This is a genomic window from Pseudomonas sp. G1002 (assembly GCF_013385455.1).
Lineage (GTDB): Bacteria > Pseudomonadota > Gammaproteobacteria > Pseudomonadales > Pseudomonadaceae > Aquipseudomonas.
This window is the reverse complement of sequence record NZ_JACAPY010000024.1, coordinates 148,516-173,237: the sequence shown is the minus strand read 5'-3', so window position 1 is coordinate 173,237 and position 24,722 is coordinate 148,516. Positions and strand designations below refer to the sequence as shown.

Here is a 24,722-nt window from a genome sequence, read left to right as displayed (position 1 = left end):
GGAGACTCCGATGTCCGTTGAGCAAGCCCCGGTGCAACGTGCCGATTTCGACCAGGTCATGGTTCCCAACTACGCACCTGCCGCTTTCATCCCCGTGCGTGGCGCAGGTTCCCGCGTATGGGACCAGGCGGGCCGAGAGCTGATCGACTTTGCCGGCGGCATCGCGGTCAACGTATTGGGCCACGCCCACCCGGCGCTGGTCGGTGCACTGACCGAACAGGCCAACAAGCTGTGGCACGTGTCCAACGTCTTCACCAATGAGCCGGCCCTGCGCCTGGCCCATAAGCTGATCGACGCCACGTTTGCCGAGCGTGTGTTCTTCTGCAACTCCGGCGCCGAAGCCAACGAGGCCGCCTTCAAGTTGGCCCGTCGTGTCGCGTTCGACCGCTTCGGCACCGAGAAATACGAAATCATCGCCGCGCTGAACAGCTTCCACGGCCGTACCCTGTTCACCGTGAACGTGGGTGGCCAGTCGAAGTACTCCGACGGCTTCGGTCCGAAGATCGTCGGCATCACCCACGTGCCTTACAACGATCTGGAGGCGCTGAAAGCCGCCGTCTCGGACAAGACCTGCGCCGTGGTGCTGGAGCCGATCCAGGGCGAAGGCGGCGTGCTGCCGGCAGAACTGTCGTACCTGCAAGGTGCCCGCGACCTGTGCGACGCGAACAACGCGCTGCTGGTGTTCGACGAAGTGCAAACCGGCATGGGCCGCAGCGGCGAGTTGTTCGCCTATCAGCATTACGGCGTCGTGCCGGACATCCTCACCAGCGCCAAGAGCCTGGGCGGCGGTTTCCCGATCGCGGCCATGCTGACTCGCGAAGACCTGGCCAAGCACCTGGTGGTCGGCACCCACGGCACCACCTACGGCGGCAACCCGCTGGCGTGCGCGGTGGCGGAAGCGGTGATCGACGTGATCAACACGCCAGAAGTGCTGGCCGGCGTTAACGCCAAGCACGACTTGTTCGTTTCCCGTCTGGAGAAGATTGGCCAGCAATACGGCATCTTCACCGAAGTGCGTGGCCTGGGCCTGCTGCTCGGTTGCGTGCTGAGCGATGCCTGGAAAGGCAAGGCCAAGGACATCTTCAACGCCGCCGAGCGCGAAGGCTTGATGATCCTGCAAGCCGGCCCGGATGTGGTGCGCTTCGCCCCGAGCCTGGTGGTGGAAGATGCCGATATCCAGGAAGGTCTGGACCGCTTCGAACGTGCGGTGAAAAAGCTGACGCAAGCCTGATGGACCGTTGGGTGCCCGGCGAGTCGGGCGCCCAACACAAATTTTGTATGCCGGACTCTTTAGTTGAAGCTGTGAAGATCAAATGTGGGAGCGGGCTTGCTCGCGAATGCAGTGGCTCAGTCACCTGAAATGTTGAATGACACACCGCTTTCGCGAGCAAGCCCGCTCCCACACTTGACCTCACTGATTTCAAGATCGTGTCCGGCATTTTTTCCTGTGAGTTTTCGAGTTAAGGAGTGACACCATGCTGGTGATGCGCCCCGCGCAAATGGCTGATCTGGGCGAGGTACAGCGTCTGGCTGCGGACAGCCCGATTGGTGTCACCTCCTTGCCGGATGATGTCGAACGCCTGAGCGACAAGATCGCTGCGAGCGAAGCGTCCTTCGCCGCCGAGGTCAGCTTCAACGGTGAAGAAAGCTATTTCTTCGTCCTGGAAGACACCGACGCCGGCAAGCTGGTGGGCTGTTCGGCCATCGTTGCCTCGGCCGGCTACTCGGAACCGTTCTACAGCTTCCGTAACGAGACCTTCGTGCACGCTTCCCGCGAGCTGAAGATCCACAACAAGATCCACGTGCTCTCGCAGTGCCATGACCTCACCGGCAACAGCCTGCTGACCAGCTTCTACGTGGTGCCGGAGCTGGTGGGTTCGCCGTGGTCGGAACTCAACTCCCGTGGCCGCCTGCTGTTCGTGGCCGGCCACCCGGAGCGCTTCGCCGATTCGGTGGTCACCGAGATTGTGGGCTACAGCGACGAGAACGGTGATTCGCCGTTCTGGGACGCCATCGGCCGCAACTTCTTCGACCTCAACTACGCCGCTGCCGAGCGCCTGTGCGGGTTGAAGAGCCGGACCTTTCTCGCCGAACTGATGCCGCACTATCCGATCTACGTGCCGCTGTTGCCCGACGAAGCCCAGGAAGCCATGGGCCAGGTGCACCCGCGGGCGCAGATCACCTTCGACATCCTGATGCGCGAAGGCTTCGAGACCGACCATTACATCGACATCTTCGACGGCGGCCCAACCCTGCATGCGCGCGTCTCGGGCATTCGCTCGATCGCCCAGAGCCGTGTGGTGCCGGTGAAGATCGGTGAGATGGTCAAGGGTGTCGGCCGCCAGTACCTGGTGAGCAACGGCCAGTTGCAGGATTACCGCGCGGTGATGCTGGAGCTGGACTACGCGCCGGGCAAGCCAGTGACCCTGGACCTGGAAACCGCCGAAGCCCTGGGCGTCGGCGAAGGTGCCAGCGTTCGACTGGTAGCGGTTTAAGAATGAGTTTCGCGGGTGGCTTGCAAGGCGGCCCGTTTGAGGAGATAGCATGATCGTTCGTCCCGTACGCAGCAGCGATTTACCGGCCCTGATTGATCTGGCGCGCAGCACCGGCACCGGCCTCACCACCTTGCCGGCCAACGAAGAGCGCCTGACCCATCGGGTCGGCTGGGCTGAAAAGACCTTTCGCGGCGAAGCCGGGCGCGGTGATGCGGACTACCTGTTCGTGCTGGAAAACGACGAAGGTCGCGTGGTGGGGATTTCCGCCATCGCCGGTGCAGTCGGCCTGCGCGAGCCCTGGTACAACTTCCGGGTCGGCCTGACGGTCAGCGCCTCCCAGGAGCTGAACATCTACCGTGAAATCCCGACGCTGTTTCTGGCCAACGACCTGACCGGCAACTCCGAGCTGTGCTCGTTGTTCCTGCACGCCGATTACCGCAACGGCCTTAACGGCCGCATGCTGGCCAAGGCGCGCATGCTGTTTATCGCGGAATTCCCGCAGCTGTTCGGCAACAAGATCATCGCCGAGATGCGCGGCATGTCCGACGAAGCCGGGCGCTCGCCGTTCTGGGAAAGCCTCGGCCGGCACTTCTTCAAGATGGAATTCAGCCAGGCCGACTACCTCACCGGCGTGGGCAACAAGGCGTTTATCGCCGAGCTGATGCCGAAGTTTCCGCTGTACACCTGCTTCCTGTCTGAAGACGCGCGCAACGTGATCGGCAAGGTCCACACCGACACCGAGCCGGCCCTGAGCATGCTCAAGAGCGAAGGTTTCAGCTACCAGGGCTACGTCGACATCTTCGACGCGGGCCCGGCGGTGGAGTGTGAAACCACCAAGATCCGCGCCGTGCGCGACAGCGAAGCGCTGGTGCTGGCGATTGGTACGCCGGGCGACGACGCCACGCCATTCCTGATCCATAACCGCAAACGTGAAGATTGCCGCATCACCGCCGCGCCGGCGCGGTTGGCTGCGGGCACCCTGGTGGTCGATCAACAGACCGCCAAGCGCCTGCAACTGATCGCCGGTGATCAAGTGCGTGCCGTACCGTTGTCCGCTGCCCGGGAGTCGAAATAATGAATTCGCTATACATCGCAGGTGAATGGCTGGCTGGCCAGGGTGAAGTGTTTGAGTCGCTGAACCCGGTGACCCAGCAGGTGGTGTGGTCGGGTAATGGCGCCACCGCCGAGCAGGTCGAGTCCGCCGTCCAGGCCGCACGCCAGGCGTTTCCGGCCTGGGCCAAGCGTTCCTTGGAAGAGCGCCTGAGCGTGCTGGAAGCCTTCGCCGCCAACCTGAAGAGTCGTGCTGACGAACTCGCCCGCTGCATCGGTGAGGAAACCGGCAAGCCTTTGTGGGAATCGGCGACTGAAGTCACCAGCATGGTCAACAAGGTCGCGATTTCGGTGCAAAGCTACCGCGAGCGTACCGGCGAGAAGAGCGGCCCGTTGGGCGACGCCACTGCCGTGTTGCGCCACAAGCCCCACGGTGTAGTGGCGGTGTTTGGCCCCTACAACTTCCCGGGTCACTTGCCTAACGGGCATATCGTGCCGGCCTTGCTGGCGGGTAACACCGTGCTGTTCAAGCCGAGCGAGCTGACCCCGAAAGTCGCCGAGCTGACCGTGCAATGCTGGATCGACGCCGGCCTGCCGGCGGGCGTGTTGAACCTGCTGCAAGGCGCACGGGAAACCGGGATCGCCCTGGCGGCGAATCCGGGCATCGACGGTCTGTTCTTCACCGGCTCCAGCCGCACCGGCAATCATCTGCACCAGCAATTCGCCGGGCGCCCGGACAAGATCCTCGCGCTGGAAATGGGCGGCAACAACCCGCTGGTGGTGGACGAAGTGGCCGATGTGGATGCGGCCGTGTACACCATTATCCAGTCGGCGTTTATCTCCGCTGGCCAGCGTTGCACCTGTGCCCGTCGCCTGCTGGTGCCGGAAGGCGCCTGGGGCGATGCGTTGCTCGCACGCCTGGTGGCGGTGAGCTCGACCATCGAAGTCGGCGCATTTGACCAAACGCCGGCGCCGTTCATGGGCTCGGTGATTTCCCTCGGTGCTGCCAAGGCGTTGATGGATGCCCAGGAATTGCTGTTGGCCAATGGCGCCGTGGCGCTGTTGGAAATGACTCAACCCCAGGCCCAGGCTGCGTTGCTGACGCCGGGGATTATCGATGTGACCGAGGTTACGGAACGCGCTGACGAAGAGCTGTTCGGCCCACTGCTGCAAGTGATCCGCTACGCTGATTTCGAGGCGGCGATTGCCGAGGCCAACAACACTCAATACGGCTTGGCGGCCGGGTTGCTGTCGGATTCCGAGGCGCGTTACCAGCAGTTCTGGCTGGAAAGCCGCGCCGGGATCGTCAACTGGAACAAACAGCTGACGGGTGCTGCGAGCAGCGCGCCATTTGGCGGGGTAGGGGCTTCGGGCAACCATCGCGCCAGCGCCTATTACGCGGCGGACTATTGCGCGTACCCGGTGGCCTCCCTTGAGACCCCGAGCCTGGTGCTACCGGCGACGTTAACCCCGGGTGTGACGCTGATCTAAATGTGGGAGCGGGCTTGCTCGCGAAGGCGGTGTGTCATTCAACATTTCAGGCGACTGAACCACCGCTTTCGCGAGCAAGCCCGCTCCCACACTTGATTTGTGGTGTGTTCAAGTAATTTGATGCCTATAAAAATACAGATGTTCGTGGAGCCTCGCCGATGAAATCCTGTGAAGTCAATTTTGACGGTCTAGTGGGGCCGACCCATAACTACGGCGGCTTGTCCTACGGCAACGTCGCGTCCCAAAGCAATAGCCAGCAGTCCTCCAACCCGAAGGAAGCGGCGCTGCAAGGCTTGGCGAAGATGAAGGCCCTGATGGAAATGGGCTTTGTGCAAGGTGTGCTGGCGCCCCAGGAACGTCCGGATGTGGCCGCCTTGCGCAACCTCGGTTTTGCCGGCACCGACGCACAAGTCATCCAGCAGGCCGCCAAGCAAGCCATGCCGCTGCTGGTTGCCAGTTGCTCGGCGTCGAGCATGTGGGTGGCCAATGCCGCGACCGTCAGCCCGAGCGCCGACACCTTTGACGGCCGTGTGCATTTCACCGCCGCCAACCTCAACTGCAAATACCACCGCAGCATCGAACACCCGACCACCAGCCGCGTGCTGGGGGCGATGTTTGCCGATAGCAAACACTTCGCCCACCACGCCGCGCTGCCGGCCGTGGCGCAGTTCGGTGACGAAGGCGCGGCCAACCACACGCGTTTCTGCCGTGACTATGGCGAGGCGGGCGTGGAGTTTTTCGTGTTCGGTCGCAGTGCGTTCGACACCCGCTACCCGGCGCCGCAAAAGTACCCGGCGCGCCAGACCCTCGAAGCCTCCCAGGCGGTCGCGCGCCTGCACGGCCTGCGGGATGACGGTGTGGTCTACGCCCAGCAGAACCCGGCGGTGATCGATGCCGGTGTGTTCCATAACGACGTGATCGCGGTGGGCAATGGCGAGGTGCTGTTCTATCACGAGGACGCGTTCCTCAATACCGATCAGATGCTCGGCGAATTGCAGGGCAAGCTCGGCAAGCTCGGCGGCAATTTCCAGTCGATCTGCGTGCCACGGGCCCAGGTGGGTGTTGAAGACGCGGTGCGTTCCTACCTGTTCAACAGCCAGCTGCTGACCCGCGCCGACGGTTCGATGTTGCTGATCGTGCCGGAAGAATGCCGCGCCAACGAGCGTGTCTGGCAGTACCTGCAAGGCCTGACGTCCTCCGGCGGGCTGATCCGCGAAGTCAAAGTCTTCGACCTCAAGCAAAGCATGCAGAACGGCGGTGGCCCGGCGTGCCTGCGCTTGCGTGTAGCCTTGAATGAAACCGAACTGGCGGCGGTCAACCCAGGGGTTATCATGACGGCGCCGTTGTACGACACGCTGACCCAATGGGTCGACAAGCACTACCGCGACAGCCTGCGGGAAACCGACCTGGCTGACCCGCAATTGCTGCTTGAGTGCCGGACGGCACTGGATGAACTGACGCAAATCCTTAAACTGGGCTCGGTTTATCCTTTCCAGATCAATTAACGCCGCACGGCTGAGAACTATTTATGACCACCGACACCCTGAAACTGATCCTTGAAGACACCGACGGCACCCAGCTGGAAACCTCCTGCACCCGCGTCGCCGTGGTGTGGCAGGGCAAGGAGATCTGGATCCAGCACGACGGCCGTGGCCAACTGCTGATCGGCGTGGACGTGGAAGAAGGCGACGCGGAATACGCCAACCTGCTGATGCGCCCATTGGCCACCAACCTGATGAGCCTGCAACTGGAAATGGAACCGGCCGACGTTGAAGGTGATGACGACGATCACGTCCACGGTCCTGGCTGCAACCACTAAGGAAGCTGCGTATGCTCGCCCTCGGCAAACTGCTTGAACTGACCCTCGCCGGTCGCGAACCGGCGCAAAAAATTCAACTGACTGTCGACGGCGTGCAACTGCGCTGGCTCAGTGAGGGCGCGCTGGAAGTGCGGCCTCCTGAGGCGCGGGACAACGGCAGCGACGTACTGCTGTCGTCCGGCATCCATGGCAACGAAACCGCGCCGATCGAATTGGCTGACCGCTTGCTGCAGGGCATCGCCCGTGGGGAGATCAAGCCCCGTACCCGTATCCTGTTCCTGTTCGGCAACCCCGAGGCCATGCGCCGCGGCGAGCGTTACCTCGAACTGGACGTCAACCGGCTGTTCAATGGCCGTCACGAACAAAACATCGGCCCCGAAGCCATGCGCGCCGCCGAGCTTGAGCAGTTGGCCCGCACCTTCTTCAGCGTGCCTGGGCGTAGCCGTTTGCACTACGACCTGCACACCGCCATCCGTGGCTCGAAGATCGAGCAGTTCGCACTGTACCCGTGGAAGGACGGTCGCCAGCATTCACGTCGTGAACTGGCGCGCCTGCGAGCCGCCGGCCTGGAGGCGGTGCTGTTGCAGAACAAGACGTCGATCACCTTCACGGCGTTTACCTATGAGCAGCTGGAGGCCGAGTCCTTCACCCTGGAGTTGGGCAAGGCCCGGCCGTTCGGGCAGAACCAGGGCGTGGACGTATCGCGCCTGGAAACCCGCCTCACGCAGATCATCGAAGGCAACGAGCCGGCCACCGAGAGCCTGGATGGCCTGCAGCTGTTCAGCGTCTCCCGGGAAGTGATCAAGCACAGCGATACCTTCGTCCTGCATTTGCCGGCGGACGTGGAAAACTTTTCGGAGTTGGAGAAGGGTTATCTGCTGGCCGAGGACATTGCCAAGACCCGCTGGGTAATCGAGGAGGAGGGCGCGCGCATCATCTTCCCGAACCCGAAGGTCAAGAATGGCTTGCGAGCAGGGATATTGATTGTGCCGACCACGGATGCCGGCCTGGCCTGAATCCCGAGACCGACTCGGTCAAATGTGGGAGCGGGCTTGCTCGCGAAGGCGGTGTATCAGTCAGGCATGTATTGACTGACACTCCGCTTTCGCGAGCAAGCCCGCTCCCACATTTGCTTTGCAGTGTTGCTTAAACCGCGAGAGCCCGTGGCTCATTGCGACGCAGTGCGCGAACCTTGTGCAGGGTGTCGGCGCAGGTGCGTGCCGCTTCCTGGCCCTTGTGCACGAAGTGCTCATAGAAGAACGTATGGTGCTCGCTGCCCGCGTGGAAGTGGTGCGGGGTCAGGGATACCGAGAACACCGGCACTTCGGTTTCCAGCTGGACCTGCATCAGGCCGCTGACCACGGACTGGGCCACGAACTCGTGACGGTAGATCCCGCCGTCCACCACCAGGGCGGCCGCGACGATACCGGCATAACGGCCGGACTTGGCCAGCAGCTTGGCGTGCAGGGGCATTTCAAAGGCGCCGCCGACTTCGAAGAAATCGATGTCCGATTCCTGGTAGCCCTGGGCGATCATTTCGGCGAGGAAACCTTTACGGGATTGGTCGACAATATCCTTGTGCCAGCAGGCCTGGATAAACGCGACGCGCTCGCCGTGGTGGTTTTTGCTTTTGCTGTCGATTGCGGTGGGTTGCATGTTCTGACTCCTGTTTAAGAAAAAAACAGGGCGTTATGAATCGAATGGGATTTAAGGGTACGCACAGCGGGCTCATGTGAACATGACGTCAGCGCGGCCCTTAGGTGCCAATCCCGTTCTCTCTTCATCCGGACTATGACCGTCGGCCCCGGGATCACACCGGGTCTGCTGACCTTGTCGCCGTCCTGCCGAGGCAGTTCGAGGCGCCAAGCGCTCGCGGGCTATGCACATTGCGTGCAATTACCGCCGGTGGGGAATTACACCCCGCCCTGAGAACGTTGCCGCCAGAACCCTGGCGGCGGAGAGTTTTTATCATGGTTTTTCAGAAACTGCACGGTTGGTTTATCGATAACCTATATCGGTTTGTTTGGTTGGTATTCGATTGTGCAAGCACGGGGCTTGATATTCCGCGGGTTTGCCCGCAGTAATCGTCAACACAAGAAACGCTCCAATCCGCTAGAGGCTAGTTTGATGAACGTGATTGACCTGCGCAGCGACACAGTGACCCAACCGACCCCTGGCATGCTCGAGGCGATGGCCACGGCCGCCAGCGGCGACGACGTCTACGGCGAGGACCCGAGCGTCAATCGCCTGGAAGCCGAACTGGCCAAGCGCCTGGGTTTTGCCGCCGCGTTGTTCGTGCCCACCGGCACCATGAGCAACCTGCTGGCGTTGATGGCGCACTGTGAGCGTGGTGAGGAATACATCGTCGGTCAGCAGGCCCACACCTACAAGTACGAAGGCGGCGGCGCGGCGGTTCTCGGCTCGATCCAGCCACAACCCCTGGAAGTGCAGGCCGACGGTTCCCTGAACCTGGAGCACGTGCTGGCCGCGATCAAGCCGGACGACTTCCACTTCGCCCGTACCCGCTTGTTGGCGCTGGAAAACACCATGCAGGGCAAGGTCCTGCCGCTGGAATACCTGGCGGCCGCGCGAGCCTTTACCCGGGAACACGGCCTGGCCTTGCACCTGGACGGCGCGCGGCTCTACAACGCGGCGGTCAAGCTGGGTGTGGATGCGCGGGAAATTGCCCGGCACTTCGATTCGGTGTCGGTGTGCCTGTCCAAGGGCCTGGGCGCGCCGATCGGCTCGGTGCTGTGCGGCTCCACGGCATTGATCGCCAAGGCCCGTCGTTTGCGCAAGATGGTCGGTGGTGGCATGCGCCAGGCCGGTTCGCTGGCGGCGGCGGGGCTGTACGCCCTGGATCACCAGGTGCAGCGCCTGGCCGACGACCACGCCAATGCCCAATGGCTGGGGGATGAACTGCGCAAGGCGGGTTATACGGTGGAGCCGGTGCAGACCAACATGGTCTACGTCGACATCGGTGATCGAGCCCAGGCCTTGAAGGCGTTTGCTGCCGAGCGCGGGATCAAGTTGAGCGCGGCGCCGCGCCTGCGCATGGTCACGCACCTGGACGTCAGCCGGGCGCAGATCGAGCAAGTGCTCGCGACATTTGTCGAGTTTTCCCGGAAATGACAGTGCAGACCGTCTAATTGACTGTTTCTATCACATAAACACGCTGTACCACGGGCAAAGGGCCGATATAATGCGGCCCTTTGCCGTCGCTCCGTCTGATGACGTTTAGCACTGGCCTTTGGCCGCAGCCTCCGTGGAAGAACCTAATGAAAAGCGCAGAAATCCGTGAAGCCTTCCTTCGCTTCTTCGAAGAGCAAGGTCACACCCGTGTCGCCTCCAGCTCCTTGATCCCAGGCAATGACCCAACCCTGCTGTTCACCAACGCGGGGATGAACCAGTTCAAGGACTGCTTCCTGGGCCAGGAAAAGCGCGCCTACACCCGCGCCACCAGCAGCCAGAAGTGCGTACGCGCCGGCGGCAAGAACAGCGACCTGGAAAACGTGGGCTACACCGCCCGCCACCACACATTCTTCGAGATGCTGGGTAACTTCAGCTTCGGCGACTATTTCAAGAAAGACGCGATCACCTTTGCCTGGACCTTCCTGACCGGCGTGCTGAAGCTGCCGAAGGAAAAACTCTGGGTGACCGTCTACGCCACCGATGACGAAGCCTACGACATCTGGACCCAGCAAATCGGGGTGCCGGTCGAGCGCATGATTCGCATCGGCGACAACAAGGGCGCGCCTTACGCCTCCGACAACTTCTGGACCATGGGCGATACCGGCCCGTGCGGCCCGTGCACCGAGATTTTCTACGATCACGGCGCCGACATCTGGGGTGGCCCACCGGGCTCGCCGGAAGAAGACGGCGACCGCTACATCGAAATCTGGAACAACGTGTTCATGCAGTTCAACCGCACCGCCGATGGCGTGTTGCATCCGTTGCCAGCGCCGTCGGTGGACACCGGCATGGGCCTGGAGCGGATCAGTGCGGTGATGCAGCACGTTCACTCCAACTACGAGATCGACCTGTTCACCAACCTGCTGAGCGCTTCGGCCGCGGCCATTGGCTGTGCCAACGACAACCAGTCGTCGCTCAAGGTGGTGTCGGATCACATCCGTTCCTGCGGCTTCCTGATCGCCGATGGCGTGCTGCCGTCGAACGAAGGCCGTGGCTATGTGCTGCGCCGCATCATCCGTCGCGCCTGCCGTCACGGTAACAAGCTGGGCGCCACCGGTAGCTTCTTCTACAAGATCGTTGCCGCGCTGGTGGCCGAGATGGGCGATGCCTTCCCGGAACTCAAGCAGCAGCAAGCCAACATCGAGCGCGTGCTCAAGGCTGAAGAAGAGCAGTTCTCCAAGACCCTGGAGCACGGCCTGAAGATCCTCGAGCAGGACCTGGTCGAGCTCAAGGGCACCGTGGTGCCGGGCGACGTCGTGTTCAAGCTGTACGACACCTACGGTTTCCCGATGGACCTGACCGCCGACATCGCCCGCGAACGCGAGCTGACCATCGACGAGGCCGGGTTTGAGCGTGAGATGGAAGCCCAGCGCGTCCGTGCCCGTTCCGCCAGCTCCTTTGGCCTGGACTACAACACCCTGGTAAAGGTTGATGTGGCGACTTCGTTCATTGGTTACGAAGCCACCGTTGGCTCGGCCAAGATCGTGGCTATCTATAAGGACGGCAAGTCGGTTGACGTGCTGAACGAAGGTGACGAGGGCGTTGTGGTCCTCGACCAGACCCCGTTCTACGCTGAATCCGGTGGCCAGGTTGGCGACTGTGGTTTCCTGAGCTCCACCTCCGGTCGTTTTGAAGTGCGCGACACCACCAAGACTGGCGGTGCGTTCCTGCATCACGGCGTGCTGGTGCTGGGCAACCTGACCGTCGGCGCGCCGGTGGACACTCAGGTAGATGCCGACGTACGGCATGCAACTGCCTTGAACCATTCTGCCACTCACTTGCTGCACGCTGCGTTGCGTCAGGTGCTGGGTGAGCATGTGCAACAGAAGGGTTCGTTGGTCGATAGCCAGCGCCTGCGTTTTGACTTCAGTCATTTCGAGGCGATCAAGCCTGAGCAGTTGAAGGCCCTGGAAGACATCGTCAACGCCGAGATTCGCAAGAACACCCCGGTGGAAACCGAAGAAACCGATATCGAGAGCGCCAAGCAAAAAGGCGCCATGGCGCTGTTTGGCGAGAAGTACGGCGACGAAGTGCGCGTATTGAGCATGGGCGGCAGCTTCTCGGTGGAGCTGTGTGGTGGTATTCACGCCAGCCGTACCGGCGACATCGGCCTGCTGAAAATCATCAGCGAAGGCGGCGTGGCTTCCGGCGTACGTCGTATTGAAGCGATCACCGGTGCTGCGGCCCTGGCCTACCTCAATGCGGCAGAAGAACAACTCAAGGAAGCGGCCGGCCTGGTCAAGGGCAGCCGCGACAACCTGATCGACAAGCTCTCCGGCGTACTGGAGCGCAACCGTCAGCTGGAGAAGCAGCTGGAGCAGTTGCAGGCCAAGGCGGCCAGTGCGGCGGGCGACGATCTGTCGGCTTCTGCCCTGGACGTCAAGGGTGTGAAAGTGCTGGCCGTACGCCTGGACGGTCAGGACGGCAAGGCGCTGTTGGCCTTGGTCGATCAGTTGAAGAACAAGCTCGGCCGCGCAGTGATCCTGCTCGGCAGTGTCCATGAGGAAAAGGTCGTTCTGGTTGCCGGTGTAACCAAGGACCTGACTGGCCAACTCAAGGCCGGTGATTTGATGAAGCAAGCCGCCGCGGCAGTGGGCGGGAAGGGCGGTGGTCGTCCGGACATGGCGCAAGGCGGTGGTATTGACGCCGGCGCCCTGGACGCGGCCCTGGCCCTGACCGTGCCGTTTGTCGAGGCAGGTATTTAAGACGCTGTTAATGAGCCCGTGGTCTAGTCGCGGGCTCAGTCAGTGCTGGTTGATTGAATAACAGGCGCCCCTTTACGGGCTGAGGCGGCTTAGAAATGGCTTTGATCGTACAGAAATTTGGAGGCACCTCGGTCGGCTCTGTCGAAAGAATCGAGCAGGTCGCCGACAAGGTTAAGAAATTCCGCGATGCCGGCGATGACCTGGTGGTGGTGCTGTCGGCCATGAGCGGCGAGACCAATCGCCTGATCGATCTGGCCAAGCAAATCAGTGGCGATCAGCAACCGGTTCCCCGTGAACTGGACGTGATCATTTCCACCGGTGAGCAGGTGACCATCGCATTGCTGGCCATGGCGCTGAACAAGCGTGGTGTGCCGGCGGTGTCCTACACTGGCAACCAGGTCCGCATTCTTACGGATAGCGCGCACACTAAAGCCCGCATCCTGCAGATTGATGACCAGAAGATTCGCGCTGACCTGAAAGCCGGTCGTGTGGTAGTTGTCGCCGGTTTCCAGGGCGTCGACGAGCACGGCAACATCACCACCCTCGGTCGTGGCGGTTCCGACACCACTGGCGTGGCCCTGGCGGCAGCCCTGAAGGCTGACGAATGCCAGATCTACACCGATGTGGATGGCGTCTACACCACTGACCCGCGGGTCGTGTCCGTGGCTCAGCGCCTGGACAAGATCACCTTCGAAGAGATGCTGGAAATGGCCAGCCTCGGTTCCAAGGTGTTGCAGATCCGTGCCGTTGAGTTCGCCGGCAAATACAACGTTCCGCTGCGCGTACTGCACAGCTTCAAGGAGGGTCCGGGCACCCTCATTACTATTGATGAAGAGGAATCCATGGAACAGCCGATCATTTCCGGTATCGCTTTCAACCGTGATGAAGCCAAGCTGACTATCCGTGGCGTGCCAGACACCCCGGGCGTGGCTTTCAAGATCCTGGGCCCGATCAGTGGCGCGAACATCGAAGTCGACATGATCGTGCAGAACGTCTCGCACGATAACACCACCGATTTCACCTTCACCGTGCACCGCAACGAGTACGATGCGGCGGAGCGGATCCTGCAGAACACTGCGAAGGAAATCGGCGCCCGTGAAGTGGTCGGCGATACGAAGATTGCCAAGGTGTCGATCGTGGGTGTGGGCATGCGTTCCCATGCGGGTGTTGCCAGCCGCATGTTCGAAGCCCTGGCCAAGGAAAGCATCAACATCCAGATGATCTCCACATCGGAAATCAAGGTGTCGGTGGTGATCGAAGAGAAGTACCTGGAACTGGCTGTACGCGCACTGCATACCGCTTTTGAGCTGGACGCTCCGGCCCGACAGGGCGAGTGATGCGTTGCCAGGAAGGCGCGGTTATCCGCGCCTTTCATTTTTTTGCCGGGTGTGTGGTTAAGACCTGTTCTTTTACCTGCGCTCGACAATACTTAGGCGTGTAGGGCTATGGCCATTTGGTTGTAGGTCGAATGCCTTTTTTTTGCAGACTGTTGTTCCCGAAATGAAATGCGTGAGGAGAAAGGTATGCTGATTCTGACTCGTCGATGCGCAGAAAGCCTGATTATTGGTGATGGCGAAATCACCGTGACCGTGCTCGGCGTCAAAGGCAATCAAGTGCGTATCGGGGTTAACGCTCCGAAAGAGGTGGCTGTCCACCGCGAGGAAATCTACCTGCGGATCAAGAAAGAGAAGGACGAAGAACCAAGCCATTAATTTTTATCGTTTTTTATGTTTGCAAACGGGGATGAAGCTGGTTAATATACGCCCCGTGTTGCGGAGAGCTGGCCGAGTGGCCGAAGGCGCTCCCCTGCTAAGGGAGTACACCTCAAAAGGGTGTCGGGGGTTCGAATCCCCCGTTCTCCGCCATTATTTGCTTAGTACGTTGCAATCTGGTTTTTTCGCTAAGTTGTTGAAACTAAACGAAAAAATAGCTTTACATAGAGATTGAACGGCCTATAATGCGCGGCAACAAATGCACTCGTAGCTCAGCTGGATAGAGTACTCGGCTACGAACCGAGCGGTCACAGGTTCGAATCCTGTCGAGTGCACCATTTAAGAGTTAGTTGCAGCAATGCAGGTAGCTTGGCTTCAACCAGTTGTGATCTGGTCTAAAAACACAATCTGCACTCGTAGCTCAGCTGGATAGAGTACTCGGCTACGAACCGAGCGGTCACAGGTTCGAATCCTGTCGAGTGCACCAAACAACAAAAAGCCCGCCTAGTGCGGGCTTTTTGCCGTCTGGGGTTTTTATTCCCGGGGCGCCTTTTTCTCCCTCCCATGTGTTTTCCTCTCAAGCTGCGTCGTCGCAGTTCATATGTGTGGCCAATGCTCAGCTTTGTGTCGCAAGCGCTTGTTCTTTCCAGTTTTTTGACGTTAAACGCGGCCGCCCGGTGTATCATTGCGCCCGTCAGCCCCGCCGGGGCTTGTGGAACACCTCCATGGACTTACCCAGTAGTTACTCAGTACCCCGTTTTACCAATCATGAATTGACTGATTGATCCTTCCGGCGTGCCCCGCTGCTGGGAGTGGAGTTCGCCTATGACCGAAGTTGAAGTAAAGAAAACACAAGAAAGCCTGCAGGATCGCCTGGCTCAAGTCGTCGAGCTGCTGCAGCGCCAGCGCGTGGTCGAAGACCTGACGCATCGCCAGGAAGGCGCGAACAATGACCGGGTCGAGAACCTGGTCCACCGGCAAAACCTTGTCGAGCTGCAACGCAAGCTCGATGACCTGCACTCCGCCGACGTTGCCTACATCCTCGAAGCCTTGCCGCTGAATGACCGCCTGACCCTTTGGCAGTTGGTCAAGGCTGACCGCGACGGCGACATCCTCCTCGAAGTATCCGACTCGGTCCGTGAAACCCTGATCGCCGACATGGACGATCACGAGCTCCTGGCGGCCGCCAAGGACATGGATGCCGACGAACTCGCTGACCTGGCTTCCGAGCTGCCGCGTGACGTCGTCCATGAGCTGATGGAAACCCTCGATGGCCAGCAGCGCGAGCGTGTGCGCTCGGCGTTGTCCTACGACGAGGAGCAGGTCGGTGCGTTGATGGACTTCGAGATGGTCACCATCCGCGAAGACGTCAGCCTGGAAGTGGTTCTGCGCTACCTGCGCCGGTTGAAAGAGCTGCCAGGCCACACCGACAAGCTGTTCGTGGTCGACTACGAAGGGATCCTCAAGGGCGTACTGCCGATCAAGCGCCTGCTGGTCAATGATCCGGACAAAAAAGTCGCGGACGTCATGGCCAGTGACCCGGTGAGTTTCCATCCGGACGAAGACGCTTACGACGCGGCCCAGGCGTTTGAGCGTTATGACTTGATCTCGGCCCCGGTGGTCGACAAGAACGGCAAGCTGATCGGCCGTCTGACCATCGATGAAATGGTCGACCTGATTCGTGAGGAGAGCGAAAGCGAAGTCCTCAACATGGCCGGTCTGCGGGAAGAAGAGGATATTTTTGCGTCGGTCTGGAAGTCCCTGCGTAACCGCTGGGCCTGGCTGGCGGTGAATTTGATTACCGCGTTTATTGCTTCACGGGTGATCGGCCTGTTTGAAGGCTCCATCGAGAAGCTCGTGGCCCTGGCTGCACTGATGCCGATTGTGGCGGGTATTGGCGGTAACTCGGGTAACCAGACCATCACCATGATCGTCCGCGCCATGGCGCTGGATCAGGTGGGGACCGGGCATGGCAAGCGTTTGATGCGCAAGGAGCTTGCGGTCGCGCTGATCAACGGCCTGGTGTGGGGCGGTGTCATCGGTATCGTGGCGTACCTGCTGTATGGCAGCTGGTCGCTCGGCGTGGTCATGACGGCGGCCATGACGCTTAACCTGCTGCTGGCAGCGTTGATGGGTGTTCTGATTCCAATGACCCTGGTGCGCCTTGGACGAGACCCGGCGATGGGCGCCAGTGTGATGATCACGGCCATGACCGACAGTGGTGGCTTCTTCATCTTCCTGGGCCTGGCAACCATCTTCCTGCTTTGATCCTTTCCATGGATCGGGGGCATTTGCCCCTTGATCCTTTCCTGACCAAATCCCGGGCAAAAAAAAGCCAGCGCATGGCTGGCTTTCAGCTTTCAGTTGCCAATCAGTTGGCTTCTGCAGCTGCCTCAACGTCGTGGGCGATCAGCGAGACGAGAGCATTTTGCTGGCGGTGGGAGAGCTGACGAAAACGCTGCAGCAGTTCGCGTTCGTGCAGTGACAGCTCGGGGCTGTCCAGGCGCATGCTCAGCTCGTCGCCCAGCGCACCTTCCTGAATCAGGCTTTGTTCCAGGCGTGCGATGATTTCGGAGTTCATGCTGCGGTGATGATTGCGAGCCACCTCGGCAATGCGTTCCCGCATTCCGTCTGGCAGACGTACGACGAACTTGTCAGCCGTACGGCTGGAATAAATTGCCTGTTTCAATGGGCGCATATATTTAACCGGTTAGTTCAGGGGAGCGGTTTTTGGAATTGGCCGCAAGATGCATGTTAGGACAAGGTTTGCTGCCAAATGTTCAACCTGAATTGCAAAGAGGCCGCATCATGCCTCAGATTTGCCAGTTCCTTGGCGTCAATTCTGTGACAAATATTGAACCGGCTACCGGCTTTATGCCAGTACTCATTTCAAAATTTGCGGACTGGTTGGAAAACTTTCCGCGGACGCACCCAAATGAGTGTTGAGCCCGCAGACCCTGGGCGCAAAAGGCTTTTCGGGCGCACATCCTATAGCAATATGGCCTTTTGCCCTTAACTTTAAGATTAGTGGCAAATTGCCAATTTACGAATGCGGAGCGACATATGGTCGGCTGTCCGGACGGACGAGCCGAGGCGTGGCAGCGATTTTAGCGAGGGCGACGAGCGGGGGGATTCAGCGCAGTACGGGATCGAATTTGATGCGGCGACCAATGAAGACTGCCAATACCCACAGGCTGCCAAACACGCCGGCGGCGACGAAGGAGACTGTCTGTACGTCTTGCGACAATACGTTCAGGCCGACGCCGGCGGCGGCCAGTGCCAGGGTCAGAAACAGCCAGGCGGACTTGTTCATGGAATGCTCCGGTAAGCGGTTCAGAAAACCCAGTGTTCAGTGGCAGGAGCAGCTTGAGTGCCCTGGGTCAGTTGCAGTGGGGATTGCATGTTCGGCTTCATGACAGCCAGTTGCGGGCGCTGTTGCAGGTGATGGGGAATCGCCTGGCTGACCTGCGCGGCGTCGTCGGAAGTGGTGGACTGAAAATGGAACATCACCAGCGCAGCCAGTGCAACGGTATTGAGGGCTAGTAGAAGTGCGCTGTTCATGTGCATGTTCTCCGCAGATGGCTGGGCCGGACTGTATTTGTAGGATAAAGGATTGCAGGTGTCGTGCCAGTCTTTAATTGACAATAAATCCTTTAAAATCAAACATTTATATAGTGTCCAGATTGCCATGCTGTTGCAATTTGCAATGATGGCATTTTGGGGGAGTGCATTTTGCACGATGGTCCGAACCGTCCGTAATCGTTGAGCGCAATACCACCGGCTGTCACTGGCATGGGCCTACACTCAAAAAGCCAACGGACGACATGACAAAATTCACCTGCGCCGTTAACATGCACGCCGTCCGTCGCCGTGCCCATCGCCGGTTGGCTGTCATTAGTCCCAGTAGCTCAATTGGATAGAGCATCCCCCTCCTAAGGGGAAGGTTGGCCGTTCGAACCGGCCCTGGGACACCACTTCACCGTTGCTGCCCAAGCGGCCTCGACGTCCGCAAGCCCCGATCAGATTTATCTGGCGGGGCTTTTTTGTGGCCGGGCGTTTGAGTGCGGCAGTCTTTTCAAACACCAACCGAACCTTGCCCGCGTTTGAGGTTCACACGGGAGGCAAGAGCGGGGCGGCGCAAGTATTCGTCTGCATCCTGTACCTCGCGGGTGACTGGCGAGCGTCTGACACGTAGCCAATTGGCATGAGCAAAATATTCCCCGGCAACCGCATGTTTTGGCTGTCCGGACCCGACGACGCGGGACTATCATTCCGGTAGTCCTGACACCCACAGCAAGGAGCCGCTCGGAACGCCGATGCGCCAGATCTGGAAACCTTTTCGAGCCCTTTATTTTGCTTCCCTGATGATGCTGATCGGCTCTGGCCTGCTCAGTACTTACCTGGCCTTGCGCCTGGCGGCAGATCACGTCGACAGCCTGTGGGTCGGTGCGTTGATGGCCGCCAACTATTTTGGCCTGGTGTTGGGGGGCAAGATCGGTCACCGCCTGATTGGCCGCGTCGGGCATATCCGGGCCTACGCCACCTGTGCCGGGATCGTCGGCGCGGCGGTGTTGGGCCACGGGCTGATCAACTGGCTGCCAGCCTGGATTGTGCTGCGGATGATTGTCGGCCTGGGCATGATGTGCCAGTACATGGTCATCGAGAGCTGGCTTAACGAACAGGCTGAAGCCAAGCAGCGCGGTGCGGTGTTCAGCGGCTATATGATCGCCTCGTACCTGGGCCTGGTGCTGGGCCAGTTGATCCTTGTGATGCACCCGCAGTTGGGGCTTGAGTTGCTGATGCTGGTCGCGCTGTGTTTTGCGCTGTGCCTGGTGCCGGTGGCCATGACTCGCCGCATTCACCCGGCGCCGCTGCATCCGGCGCCGATGGAGCCGCGCTTCTTTATCAAGCGGGTGCCGCAGTCCCTCAGTACGGTGTTGGGGGCCGGGCTGATCGTCGGTTCGTTCTACGGTTTGGCGCCGCTGTACGCGTCTCAGCAAGGGCTGACCACCGAGCAGGTCGGCCTGTTCATGGGTAGCTGCATTTTCGCCGGGCTGCTGGTGCAGTGGCCATTGGGCTGGCTGTCCGATCGATATGACCGCGCGCTGTTGATTCGCTGTTTCGCCTTGTGCCTGGCGGTGGCCGCGTTGCCGTTGGCGATCATGACCCAGGTACCACTGGAAGTGCTGTTCGTCGCGGGCTTTCTCTGTTCCCTGGTGCAGTTCTGCCTGTACCCGCTGGCTGTGGCGTTTTCCAACGACCACGTCGAGGGTGATCGCCGGGTGTCGCTCACTGCGATGTTGCTGGTGACCTACGGCATCGGCGCCAGTGTCGGCCCGCTGTTGGCCGGTGTGGTGATGAAGCTGTTCGGCAGCCATATGCTGTATGCGTTTTTCAGCGTGTGCGCATTGATCCTGGTGTGGCGCATCCGGCCCAAGGCGGTCACCAACCTGCATCAGGTGGACGACGCACCGCTGCATCACGTGGCGATGCCCGACAGCATGTCCAGCTCGCCCCTGGTAGCATGCCTCGATCCGCGAGTGGACGAACAGGTGGTGCAGGACCAGATGCAGACCGCCGTTGTGGATCCCGAGCCGGAAGTCGATCCCGAACTGGATCAGCCGGAGCCTGTCACCGAGCCACCAGAGCATCCGGACCCGGATGATCACCCCCACGACTTGAGCAGGGCGCGCCCCTGAAAGCAAAAACGGGCAGCCCCCTTGAGGGACTGCCCGTTTTTTTGTCGCGACCTTTATTGTTTAAAGGTCGTCGTCCTTGTCAAACCGGCGCGCTTCACGCTGCAGTTGATACACAAACCGCTCGACCTGACGCTGCACCAGCCCGCTCATGTTATGAAAACGTAGGCCGGCGAAGGTGGTGTTGATCCTTTCTTCGAAGTGCAGGTAACGCAGTTCTACCGAGGTGGTCATGCTGCCAAAGGGTAGCGCGGCGATAAATCGGTCGTAGACCTGGCCCAGTTGCAGGCGCTCGGAAATATCCCCTTCGAAGCGCAATTTGCAGCCGGTGGCGGAAATATCCAGCAACTTGCCGCTGATGGGGGCCTTGAGTTTGTCGCCGCCCAGTTCGACGCTCACCAGTTGCGCCAGCTTCAACGCCGCGCGGAAGGCGTTGCGACGCTGATGGTAAATCACCTCGCCAGGCATGCTGCCGCGGTAAATACGGTGGCCGCCGGCTTCATCGAGGGTCAGGGTGCCGTTGCTTTCCCAGGCTACCCGCACCCCCTCGTGAAAACCTTCGATCCGGAAAGCTTCGCCATTCTCGAGGTAGCGTTCGCCGTCGCGCGGGACCATTTCGTCCAGGGCCAGTGTCTTGCTGTCCCGGTCGATTTCCACCAGGTAGCTTTGAAACCGCTGGTTGCGTTCATGGAAGGTGATGATCAGCGGATCATGGCTTTCTTGCAGCATCCGCAAGGTGCCAGCGATTTCCAGCGGCGTGGTGAGTACCTTGGGTGGCTGCGGAGCATCTTCCGCGTTAAGGGTGTTGAACACGGTTCTTCCATCTCCAGACAAAATACGACTACACGCAAGTGCTGTCATTTTGCCAGTATGTGGCGCGACTTGGATAGGGCGCGCTCAAACTGGTTTCAGGCTTGGCTGCGGGTGCTTGGCTTGGCCAGGCGTGAGGTGGAGCCTTGAGCGTTGTAGAGAGCCGGAGGCTCGCCGCCGTGGAGGATACGCAACTGATTGGCGGTCGTGGCTTGCTGAAGCTGGATGGCCTGGCCGTTGAGGAGGTTGGTTTCCTGGCACAGGGTCAGCAACTGGTTGAGTTCTTTGCTCTGGGCCAGCAACTGGTCGCCCACAGTGGAGTGGCTGGCGAGTTGTTCCAGGCCCTTGTGGTCGGCCGTGAGGCCCAGGCTGATCAGAATCTGGCTGCGCTTCTTGCCGTGCTGTTCCAGCAGGACGATCAGCGATTGCTTGCGCGCCAGGATTTCTTCCAGCATGCGCATGTCCCGGCCGTACAGGGCCAGTGATTCTTCTCGAAGGAGCTCCAGCAGCTGCTGTGCGGGAGGCAGGTCTTCAATGATCAGTTGTAGCAAGTTTTCGTCGTGCATGGCTGGCCTTGGGGTTTAAGCGTCCAAAAGCCTGGCGCAGGCCTTTGCCTAGCGCTCGGCTTCGAAGTTAAGCAGTTTGCTGGCTACACGGTTGCTGTCGACCTTATAGCTGCCATCGGCAATCGCCTGTTTCAATTCGGCCACACGGGCTTTATTGACAACTGGCTGATCGCTCAGCGAGTCAGTGACCTTCTGCAACTGTTGAGCCTCATTGCTCAGGTGTACCGATTCCCCGCTTTGGCTCGCACCGGCCTGTTCTGTCTTGGCAGGCAGAGGCTGGGACTTGGCTTCAACGCTGTCTTTGGCACCGTTGGTGCGCGAAGAACCGGGCGTTGGCAGGGCGTTATTCAAACGACTGAAATCGATGACCATGTTAAAAAAACCTCTGGGTATTTGGACGCTTGCCATGTTTTCGGCCATACCCGGACAAACTTTAGGCTCGATTGACAATAAACCTATGCGCGATGCCGCTTTGCGCACAGTGTAGGAAAAGCTGGCGTCCGATGCCAGTGATCTATAAAGCCACCTCAACCTGCCCCGGCGCAGTCACCCGGGCCTTGATCACGCGGTTGGAATTCAGGTTCTTGACGCGAATCTGTTCACTCATGCCGCCGTTGGACAGGGCTTCCCCCGGCATTTTTACATTCAGGCCACCGCTGCTGGCGGAAATCACCACCTGGTCACCTTTGCGCACGACTTCGGCCTGCTCGAGATGGACCAGGGTAATCACCTGGTCGGCGACCATTGGTCGGGTAAGTTTCTGCCCGAGTGCCTGGTCAAGGGACGTGAGGTAGCTCTGGGTGATCATGCTGATGTCGCGCTCGCGCATCGCGACGTCATCATAACCAATGATTCCGGTACGTTTCAGCGGGCGCGTCACCACCACCACTTCGCGAAACAGTTTGACCTGGGCGGGCACGAACACCGTCCAGGGCGAGGCGCCTTCGCAGCGCACTTTCACGGTCACGCGCCCGATGGGCTGGGCGGGGCTTTCCAGGGAAGCTGTCAATTCTCTGTCGCACATGGGCATGCGCAGGCGCGGATCCAGCTGGTTGACCTGGATTTCGTAGCGGCCCGGTGTCTGCGTCGTGGCCAGATAATCTTCTACAGTGAACTCAAGAAAGCCTTGAGTGACGCCGATAAGCAGATCAGGCAAGGTGACGTTATCGGCGCGGGCCGGCTGGCCCGTAGCCAAGGCAAGCAACGCCATCGAGACGCAGAGCAATCTGCGGTACTGTGGGGATCGGAGGCGTCGGGAAACTGTCGTTTTGATGTCCATGGCCAATAAAAAAGCAAAGCTCGTGCCGTTTAGTGTTGGGTGCGCGTCGTACCCCTAAGTTTTAGCGTAGGAGTCTGGGCATGGCCGGTGTAATGGATTCAGTGAACCAGCGCACACAGCTGGTGGGGCAGAATCGCCTGGAGTTGCTGTTGTTCCGTCTGGACGGCAAGCAGCTGTACGGGATTAATGTCTTCAAGGTTCGCGAAGTGCTGCAGTGTCCCAAGCTGACAATAATGCCCAAGTCCAGCCCGGTGGTTTGCGGTGTGGCCAATATCCGTGGCGCGACCATCCCGATTCTTGACCTGGCAATGGCCACCGGTTCGGCGGGGTTGCAGGACCGCGAGAGCCCATTCGTGATCATTACCGAGTACAACACCAAGACCCAGGGTTTCCTGGTGCGCTCGGTGGAGCGCATCGTCAACATGAACTGGGAAGAGATCCATCCGCCGCCCAAGGGCACCGGTCGCGATCACTACCTCACGGCGGTGACGCGGGTCGACAACCAGTTGGTGGAAATCATCGACGTGGAGAAAATCCTCGCCGAAGTGGCCCCGACCTCGGAGGCGATATCGGTGGGTGTGGTAGACGCCGAAACCGCGCACAAGGCGATCTCGCTGCGGGTGCTGACGGTGGACGACTCTTCGGTTGCGCGCAAGCAGGTGTCCCGTTGCCTGCAGACCGTTGGGGTCGAAGTGGTCGCGCTCAATGACGGTCGCCAGGCCCTGGATTACCTGCGCAAGCTGGTGGATGAGGGCAAGAAGCCGGAAGAAGAATTCCTGATGATGATCTCCGACATCGAGATGCCGGAAATGGACGGCTACACCCTCACGGCCGAGATACGCAACGACCCACGCATGCAAAAACTACATATCATCCTGCATACTTCGTTGTCGGGTGTATTCAATCAGGCGATGGTCAAGAAGGTCGGTGCCGATGACTTCCTGGCCAAATTCCGCCCTGATGACCTGGCATCCCGGGTAGTCGACCGGATCAAGGCAGCAGATCACGGCTAGGGGCCTTTTCCCTGGCGGTCACACGATTTAAGAGGCGGTATCATTGTCTACGGGTAATTTGGATTTCGAACAGTTCCGGGTCTTCCTGGAAAAGGCCTGTGGCATATTGCTCGGTGAAAACAAGCAGTACCTGGTATCCAGCCGTCTCAACAAACTGATGGAGCAGCAAGGCATCAAGTCCCTCGGGGAGTTGGTGCAACGGATCCAGGGCCAGCCACGCAGCGGGCTCAAGGAGATGGTGGTCGACGCCATGACCACCAACGAAACCTTGTGGTTTCGCGATACCTATCCGTTTGAAGTGCTCAAGAACAAGGTGCTGCCCGAGGCGATCAAGGCCGCTCCCGGCCAGCGCCTGCGCATCTGGTCGGCCGCCTGTTCGTCGGGACAGGAACCGTATTCGATTTCGATGGCCATCGATGAGTTCGAGCGGACCAACATGGGCCAGTTGAAGGCCGGGGCGCAAATCGTGGCCACGGATTTGTCCGGCACCATGCTCACCAACTGCAAGACCGGCGAGTACGACAGCCTGGCGCTGGGGCGCGGGTTGTCCCAGGAGCGCTTGCAGCGTTTCTTCGATCCCAAGGGAGCAGGGCGTTGGGCGGTCAAGGCGCCGATCAAGAGCCGGGTGGAGTTTCGTTCGTTCAACCTGCTGGACAGTTATGCCAGCCTGGGCAAGTTCGACATGGTGTTTTGCCGCAACGTGCTGATCTACTTCTCGGCCGAGGTGAAGAAAGACATTCTGTTGCGCATCCACGGCACCCTCAAGCGTGGCGGTTATCTGTTCCTGGGGGCTTCCGAGGCGCTGAACGGTTTGCCGGATCATTACCAGATGGTGCAGTGCAGTCCTGGAATCATTTACCAGGCCAAGTGACGAGTGCTTGGACAAAAAGGGAG

At 60.0% G+C, this 24,722-nt stretch carries 23 protein-coding genes, 4 tRNA genes and 1 riboswitch; of the genes, 19 read left to right on the top strand and 8 right to left on the bottom strand.

The features are described 5' to 3' along the window. The first annotated feature begins 10 nt into the window (after positions 1–10). The 7 genes from HX801_RS13160 to astE all read left to right on the top strand — a co-directional run bounded on the left by HX801_RS13160 (position 11) and on the right by astE (position 7,871). Complete coding sequence (locus HX801_RS13160; RefSeq protein WP_003214332.1) at positions 11–1,231, top strand: aspartate aminotransferase family protein; 1,221 nt, start codon at positions 11–13, stop codon at positions 1,229–1,231. Positions 1,232–1,475: 244 nt separating this feature from the next. Next, positions 1,476–2,495: an arginine/ornithine succinyltransferase subunit alpha gene (gene aruF / locus HX801_RS13155; RefSeq protein ID WP_003214328.1), complete on the top strand. Its 1,020-nt coding sequence runs from the start codon at positions 1,476–1,478 to the stop codon at positions 2,493–2,495. Between the two features lie 49 nt (positions 2,496–2,544). Then, the gene (astA, locus tag HX801_RS13150) at positions 2,545–3,570 is read left to right on the top strand and encodes an arginine N-succinyltransferase (RefSeq protein ID WP_003214325.1); all 1,026 of its coding nucleotides are present in this window, start codon (positions 2,545–2,547) and stop codon (positions 3,568–3,570) included. Further along, positions 3,567–5,036 (top strand): succinylglutamate-semialdehyde dehydrogenase, encoded by a 1,470-nt coding sequence (gene astD / locus HX801_RS13145; protein WP_168197533.1) that lies wholly within the window; start codon positions 3,567–3,569, stop codon positions 5,034–5,036. The genes astA and astD overlap by 4 nt, the downstream gene beginning before the upstream one ends. Positions 5,037–5,194: 158 nt before the next feature. Then, positions 5,195–6,541 (top strand): N-succinylarginine dihydrolase, encoded by a 1,347-nt coding sequence (astB, locus tag HX801_RS13140; protein ID WP_087694275.1) that lies wholly within the window; start codon positions 5,195–5,197, stop codon positions 6,539–6,541. 23 nt (positions 6,542–6,564) lie between these two features. Further along, positions 6,565–6,855: a hypothetical protein gene (locus tag HX801_RS13135; RefSeq protein WP_003214319.1), complete on the top strand. Its 291-nt coding sequence runs from the start codon at positions 6,565–6,567 to the stop codon at positions 6,853–6,855. 11 nt (positions 6,856–6,866) lie between these two features. Further along, positions 6,867–7,871, top strand: a complete 1,005-nt coding sequence (gene astE, locus HX801_RS13130) for a succinylglutamate desuccinylase (protein WP_003214315.1) — start codon at positions 6,867–6,869, stop codon at positions 7,869–7,871. A 130-nt stretch (positions 7,872–8,001) separates the two neighbouring features. Here the strand turns inward: astE and HX801_RS13125 are convergent, their stop codons facing one another. After that, positions 8,002–8,511, bottom strand: a complete 510-nt coding sequence (locus HX801_RS13125; RefSeq protein ID WP_003214313.1) for a 6,7-dimethyl-8-ribityllumazine synthase — start codon at positions 8,509–8,511, stop codon at positions 8,002–8,004. A 111-nt stretch (positions 8,512–8,622) separates the two neighbouring features. Next, positions 8,623–8,792: riboswitch (FMN riboswitch) on the bottom strand. Between the two features lie 190 nt (positions 8,793–8,982). Between HX801_RS13125 and ltaE the strand changes: the two genes are divergently transcribed. From ltaE to mgtE, 8 genes are all read left to right on the top strand, one after another. Next, complete coding sequence (gene ltaE, locus HX801_RS13120) at positions 8,983–9,987, top strand: low-specificity L-threonine aldolase (protein WP_032899380.1); 1,005 nt, start codon at positions 8,983–8,985, stop codon at positions 9,985–9,987. A gap of 146 nt (positions 9,988–10,133) precedes the next feature. Beyond that, positions 10,134–12,752 (top strand): alanine--tRNA ligase, encoded by a 2,619-nt coding sequence (alaS, locus tag HX801_RS13115; RefSeq protein WP_177022208.1) that lies wholly within the window; start codon positions 10,134–10,136, stop codon positions 12,750–12,752. Positions 12,753–12,847: 95 nt separating this feature from the next. Then, positions 12,848–14,089 (top strand): aspartate kinase, encoded by a 1,242-nt coding sequence (locus HX801_RS13110; RefSeq protein WP_003214308.1) that lies wholly within the window; start codon positions 12,848–12,850, stop codon positions 14,087–14,089. Between the two features lie 186 nt (positions 14,090–14,275). Next, complete coding sequence (csrA, locus tag HX801_RS13105) at positions 14,276–14,464, top strand: carbon storage regulator CsrA (RefSeq protein WP_002554426.1); 189 nt, start codon at positions 14,276–14,278, stop codon at positions 14,462–14,464. A 62-nt stretch (positions 14,465–14,526) separates the two neighbouring features. Continuing rightward, a tRNA-Ser gene (locus HX801_RS13100) sits at positions 14,527–14,617 on the top strand. 108 nt (positions 14,618–14,725) lie between these two features. Beyond that, a tRNA-Arg gene (locus HX801_RS13095) sits at positions 14,726–14,802 on the top strand. A 72-nt stretch (positions 14,803–14,874) separates the two neighbouring features. Continuing rightward, positions 14,875–14,951, top strand: a tRNA-Arg gene (locus HX801_RS13090). 338 nt (positions 14,952–15,289) lie between these two features. Next, the gene (mgtE, locus tag HX801_RS13085) at positions 15,290–16,732 is read left to right on the top strand and encodes a magnesium transporter (protein WP_003214265.1); all 1,443 of its coding nucleotides are present in this window, start codon (positions 15,290–15,292) and stop codon (positions 16,730–16,732) included. Positions 16,733–16,835: 103 nt separating this feature from the next. Here mgtE and HX801_RS13080 read toward each other — a convergent pair whose 3' ends face one another. From HX801_RS13080 to HX801_RS13070, 3 genes are all read right to left on the bottom strand, one after another. After that, positions 16,836–17,162 carry an Arc family DNA-binding protein gene (locus HX801_RS13080; RefSeq protein WP_003175643.1) on the bottom strand — a complete coding sequence of 109 codons (327 nt, stop codon included), beginning with the start codon at positions 17,160–17,162 and terminating at the stop codon, positions 16,836–16,838. A 435-nt stretch (positions 17,163–17,597) separates the two neighbouring features. Continuing rightward, positions 17,598–17,777 (bottom strand): PA3371 family protein, encoded by a 180-nt coding sequence (locus HX801_RS13075; protein WP_177022207.1) that lies wholly within the window; start codon positions 17,775–17,777, stop codon positions 17,598–17,600. Positions 17,778–17,797: 20 nt separating this feature from the next. Beyond that, the gene (locus HX801_RS13070) at positions 17,798–18,025 is read right to left on the bottom strand and encodes a hypothetical protein (protein WP_003214261.1); all 228 of its coding nucleotides are present in this window, start codon (positions 18,023–18,025) and stop codon (positions 17,798–17,800) included. Between the two features lie 336 nt (positions 18,026–18,361). On the opposite strand from HX801_RS13070, the gene HX801_RS13065 reads away from it, so the two are divergent. After that, positions 18,362–18,438, top strand: a tRNA-Arg gene (locus HX801_RS13065). Between the two features lie 342 nt (positions 18,439–18,780). Beyond that, a complete protein-coding gene (locus HX801_RS13060; RefSeq protein WP_003214260.1) occupies positions 18,781–20,163 on the top strand; it encodes an MFS transporter in 1,383 nt (460 codons plus the stop codon). Between the two features lie 60 nt (positions 20,164–20,223). Here HX801_RS13060 and HX801_RS13055 read toward each other — a convergent pair whose 3' ends face one another. The 4 genes from HX801_RS13055 to flgA all read right to left on the bottom strand — a co-directional run bounded on the left by HX801_RS13055 (position 20,224) and on the right by flgA (position 22,815). Beyond that, positions 20,224–20,973 (bottom strand): flagellar brake protein, encoded by a 750-nt coding sequence (locus HX801_RS13055; RefSeq protein WP_003214258.1) that lies wholly within the window; start codon positions 20,971–20,973, stop codon positions 20,224–20,226. A 95-nt stretch (positions 20,974–21,068) separates the two neighbouring features. After that, positions 21,069–21,536, bottom strand: coding sequence for a flagellar protein FlgN (flgN, locus tag HX801_RS13050; protein WP_003214256.1), 468 nt, complete (start codon positions 21,534–21,536; stop codon positions 21,069–21,071). A 48-nt stretch (positions 21,537–21,584) separates the two neighbouring features. Then, entirely contained in the window at positions 21,585–21,908 is a 324-nt protein-coding gene (flgM, locus tag HX801_RS13045) for a flagellar biosynthesis anti-sigma factor FlgM (protein WP_003214254.1), read from the bottom strand. A gap of 142 nt (positions 21,909–22,050) precedes the next feature. After that, the gene (flgA, locus tag HX801_RS13040; protein WP_032899382.1) at positions 22,051–22,815 is read right to left on the bottom strand and encodes a flagellar basal body P-ring formation chaperone FlgA; all 765 of its coding nucleotides are present in this window, start codon (positions 22,813–22,815) and stop codon (positions 22,051–22,053) included. A gap of 80 nt (positions 22,816–22,895) precedes the next feature. Between flgA and HX801_RS13035 the strand changes: the two genes are divergently transcribed. After that, positions 22,896–23,828 carry a chemotaxis protein CheV gene (locus HX801_RS13035; protein WP_003214250.1) on the top strand — a complete coding sequence of 311 codons (933 nt, stop codon included), beginning with the start codon at positions 22,896–22,898 and terminating at the stop codon, positions 23,826–23,828. A gap of 43 nt (positions 23,829–23,871) precedes the next feature. Beyond that, positions 23,872–24,699, top strand: a complete 828-nt coding sequence (cheR, locus tag HX801_RS13030) for a protein-glutamate O-methyltransferase CheR (RefSeq protein WP_003214248.1) — start codon at positions 23,872–23,874, stop codon at positions 24,697–24,699. The last annotated feature ends 23 nt before the right edge of the window (positions 24,700–24,722 follow it).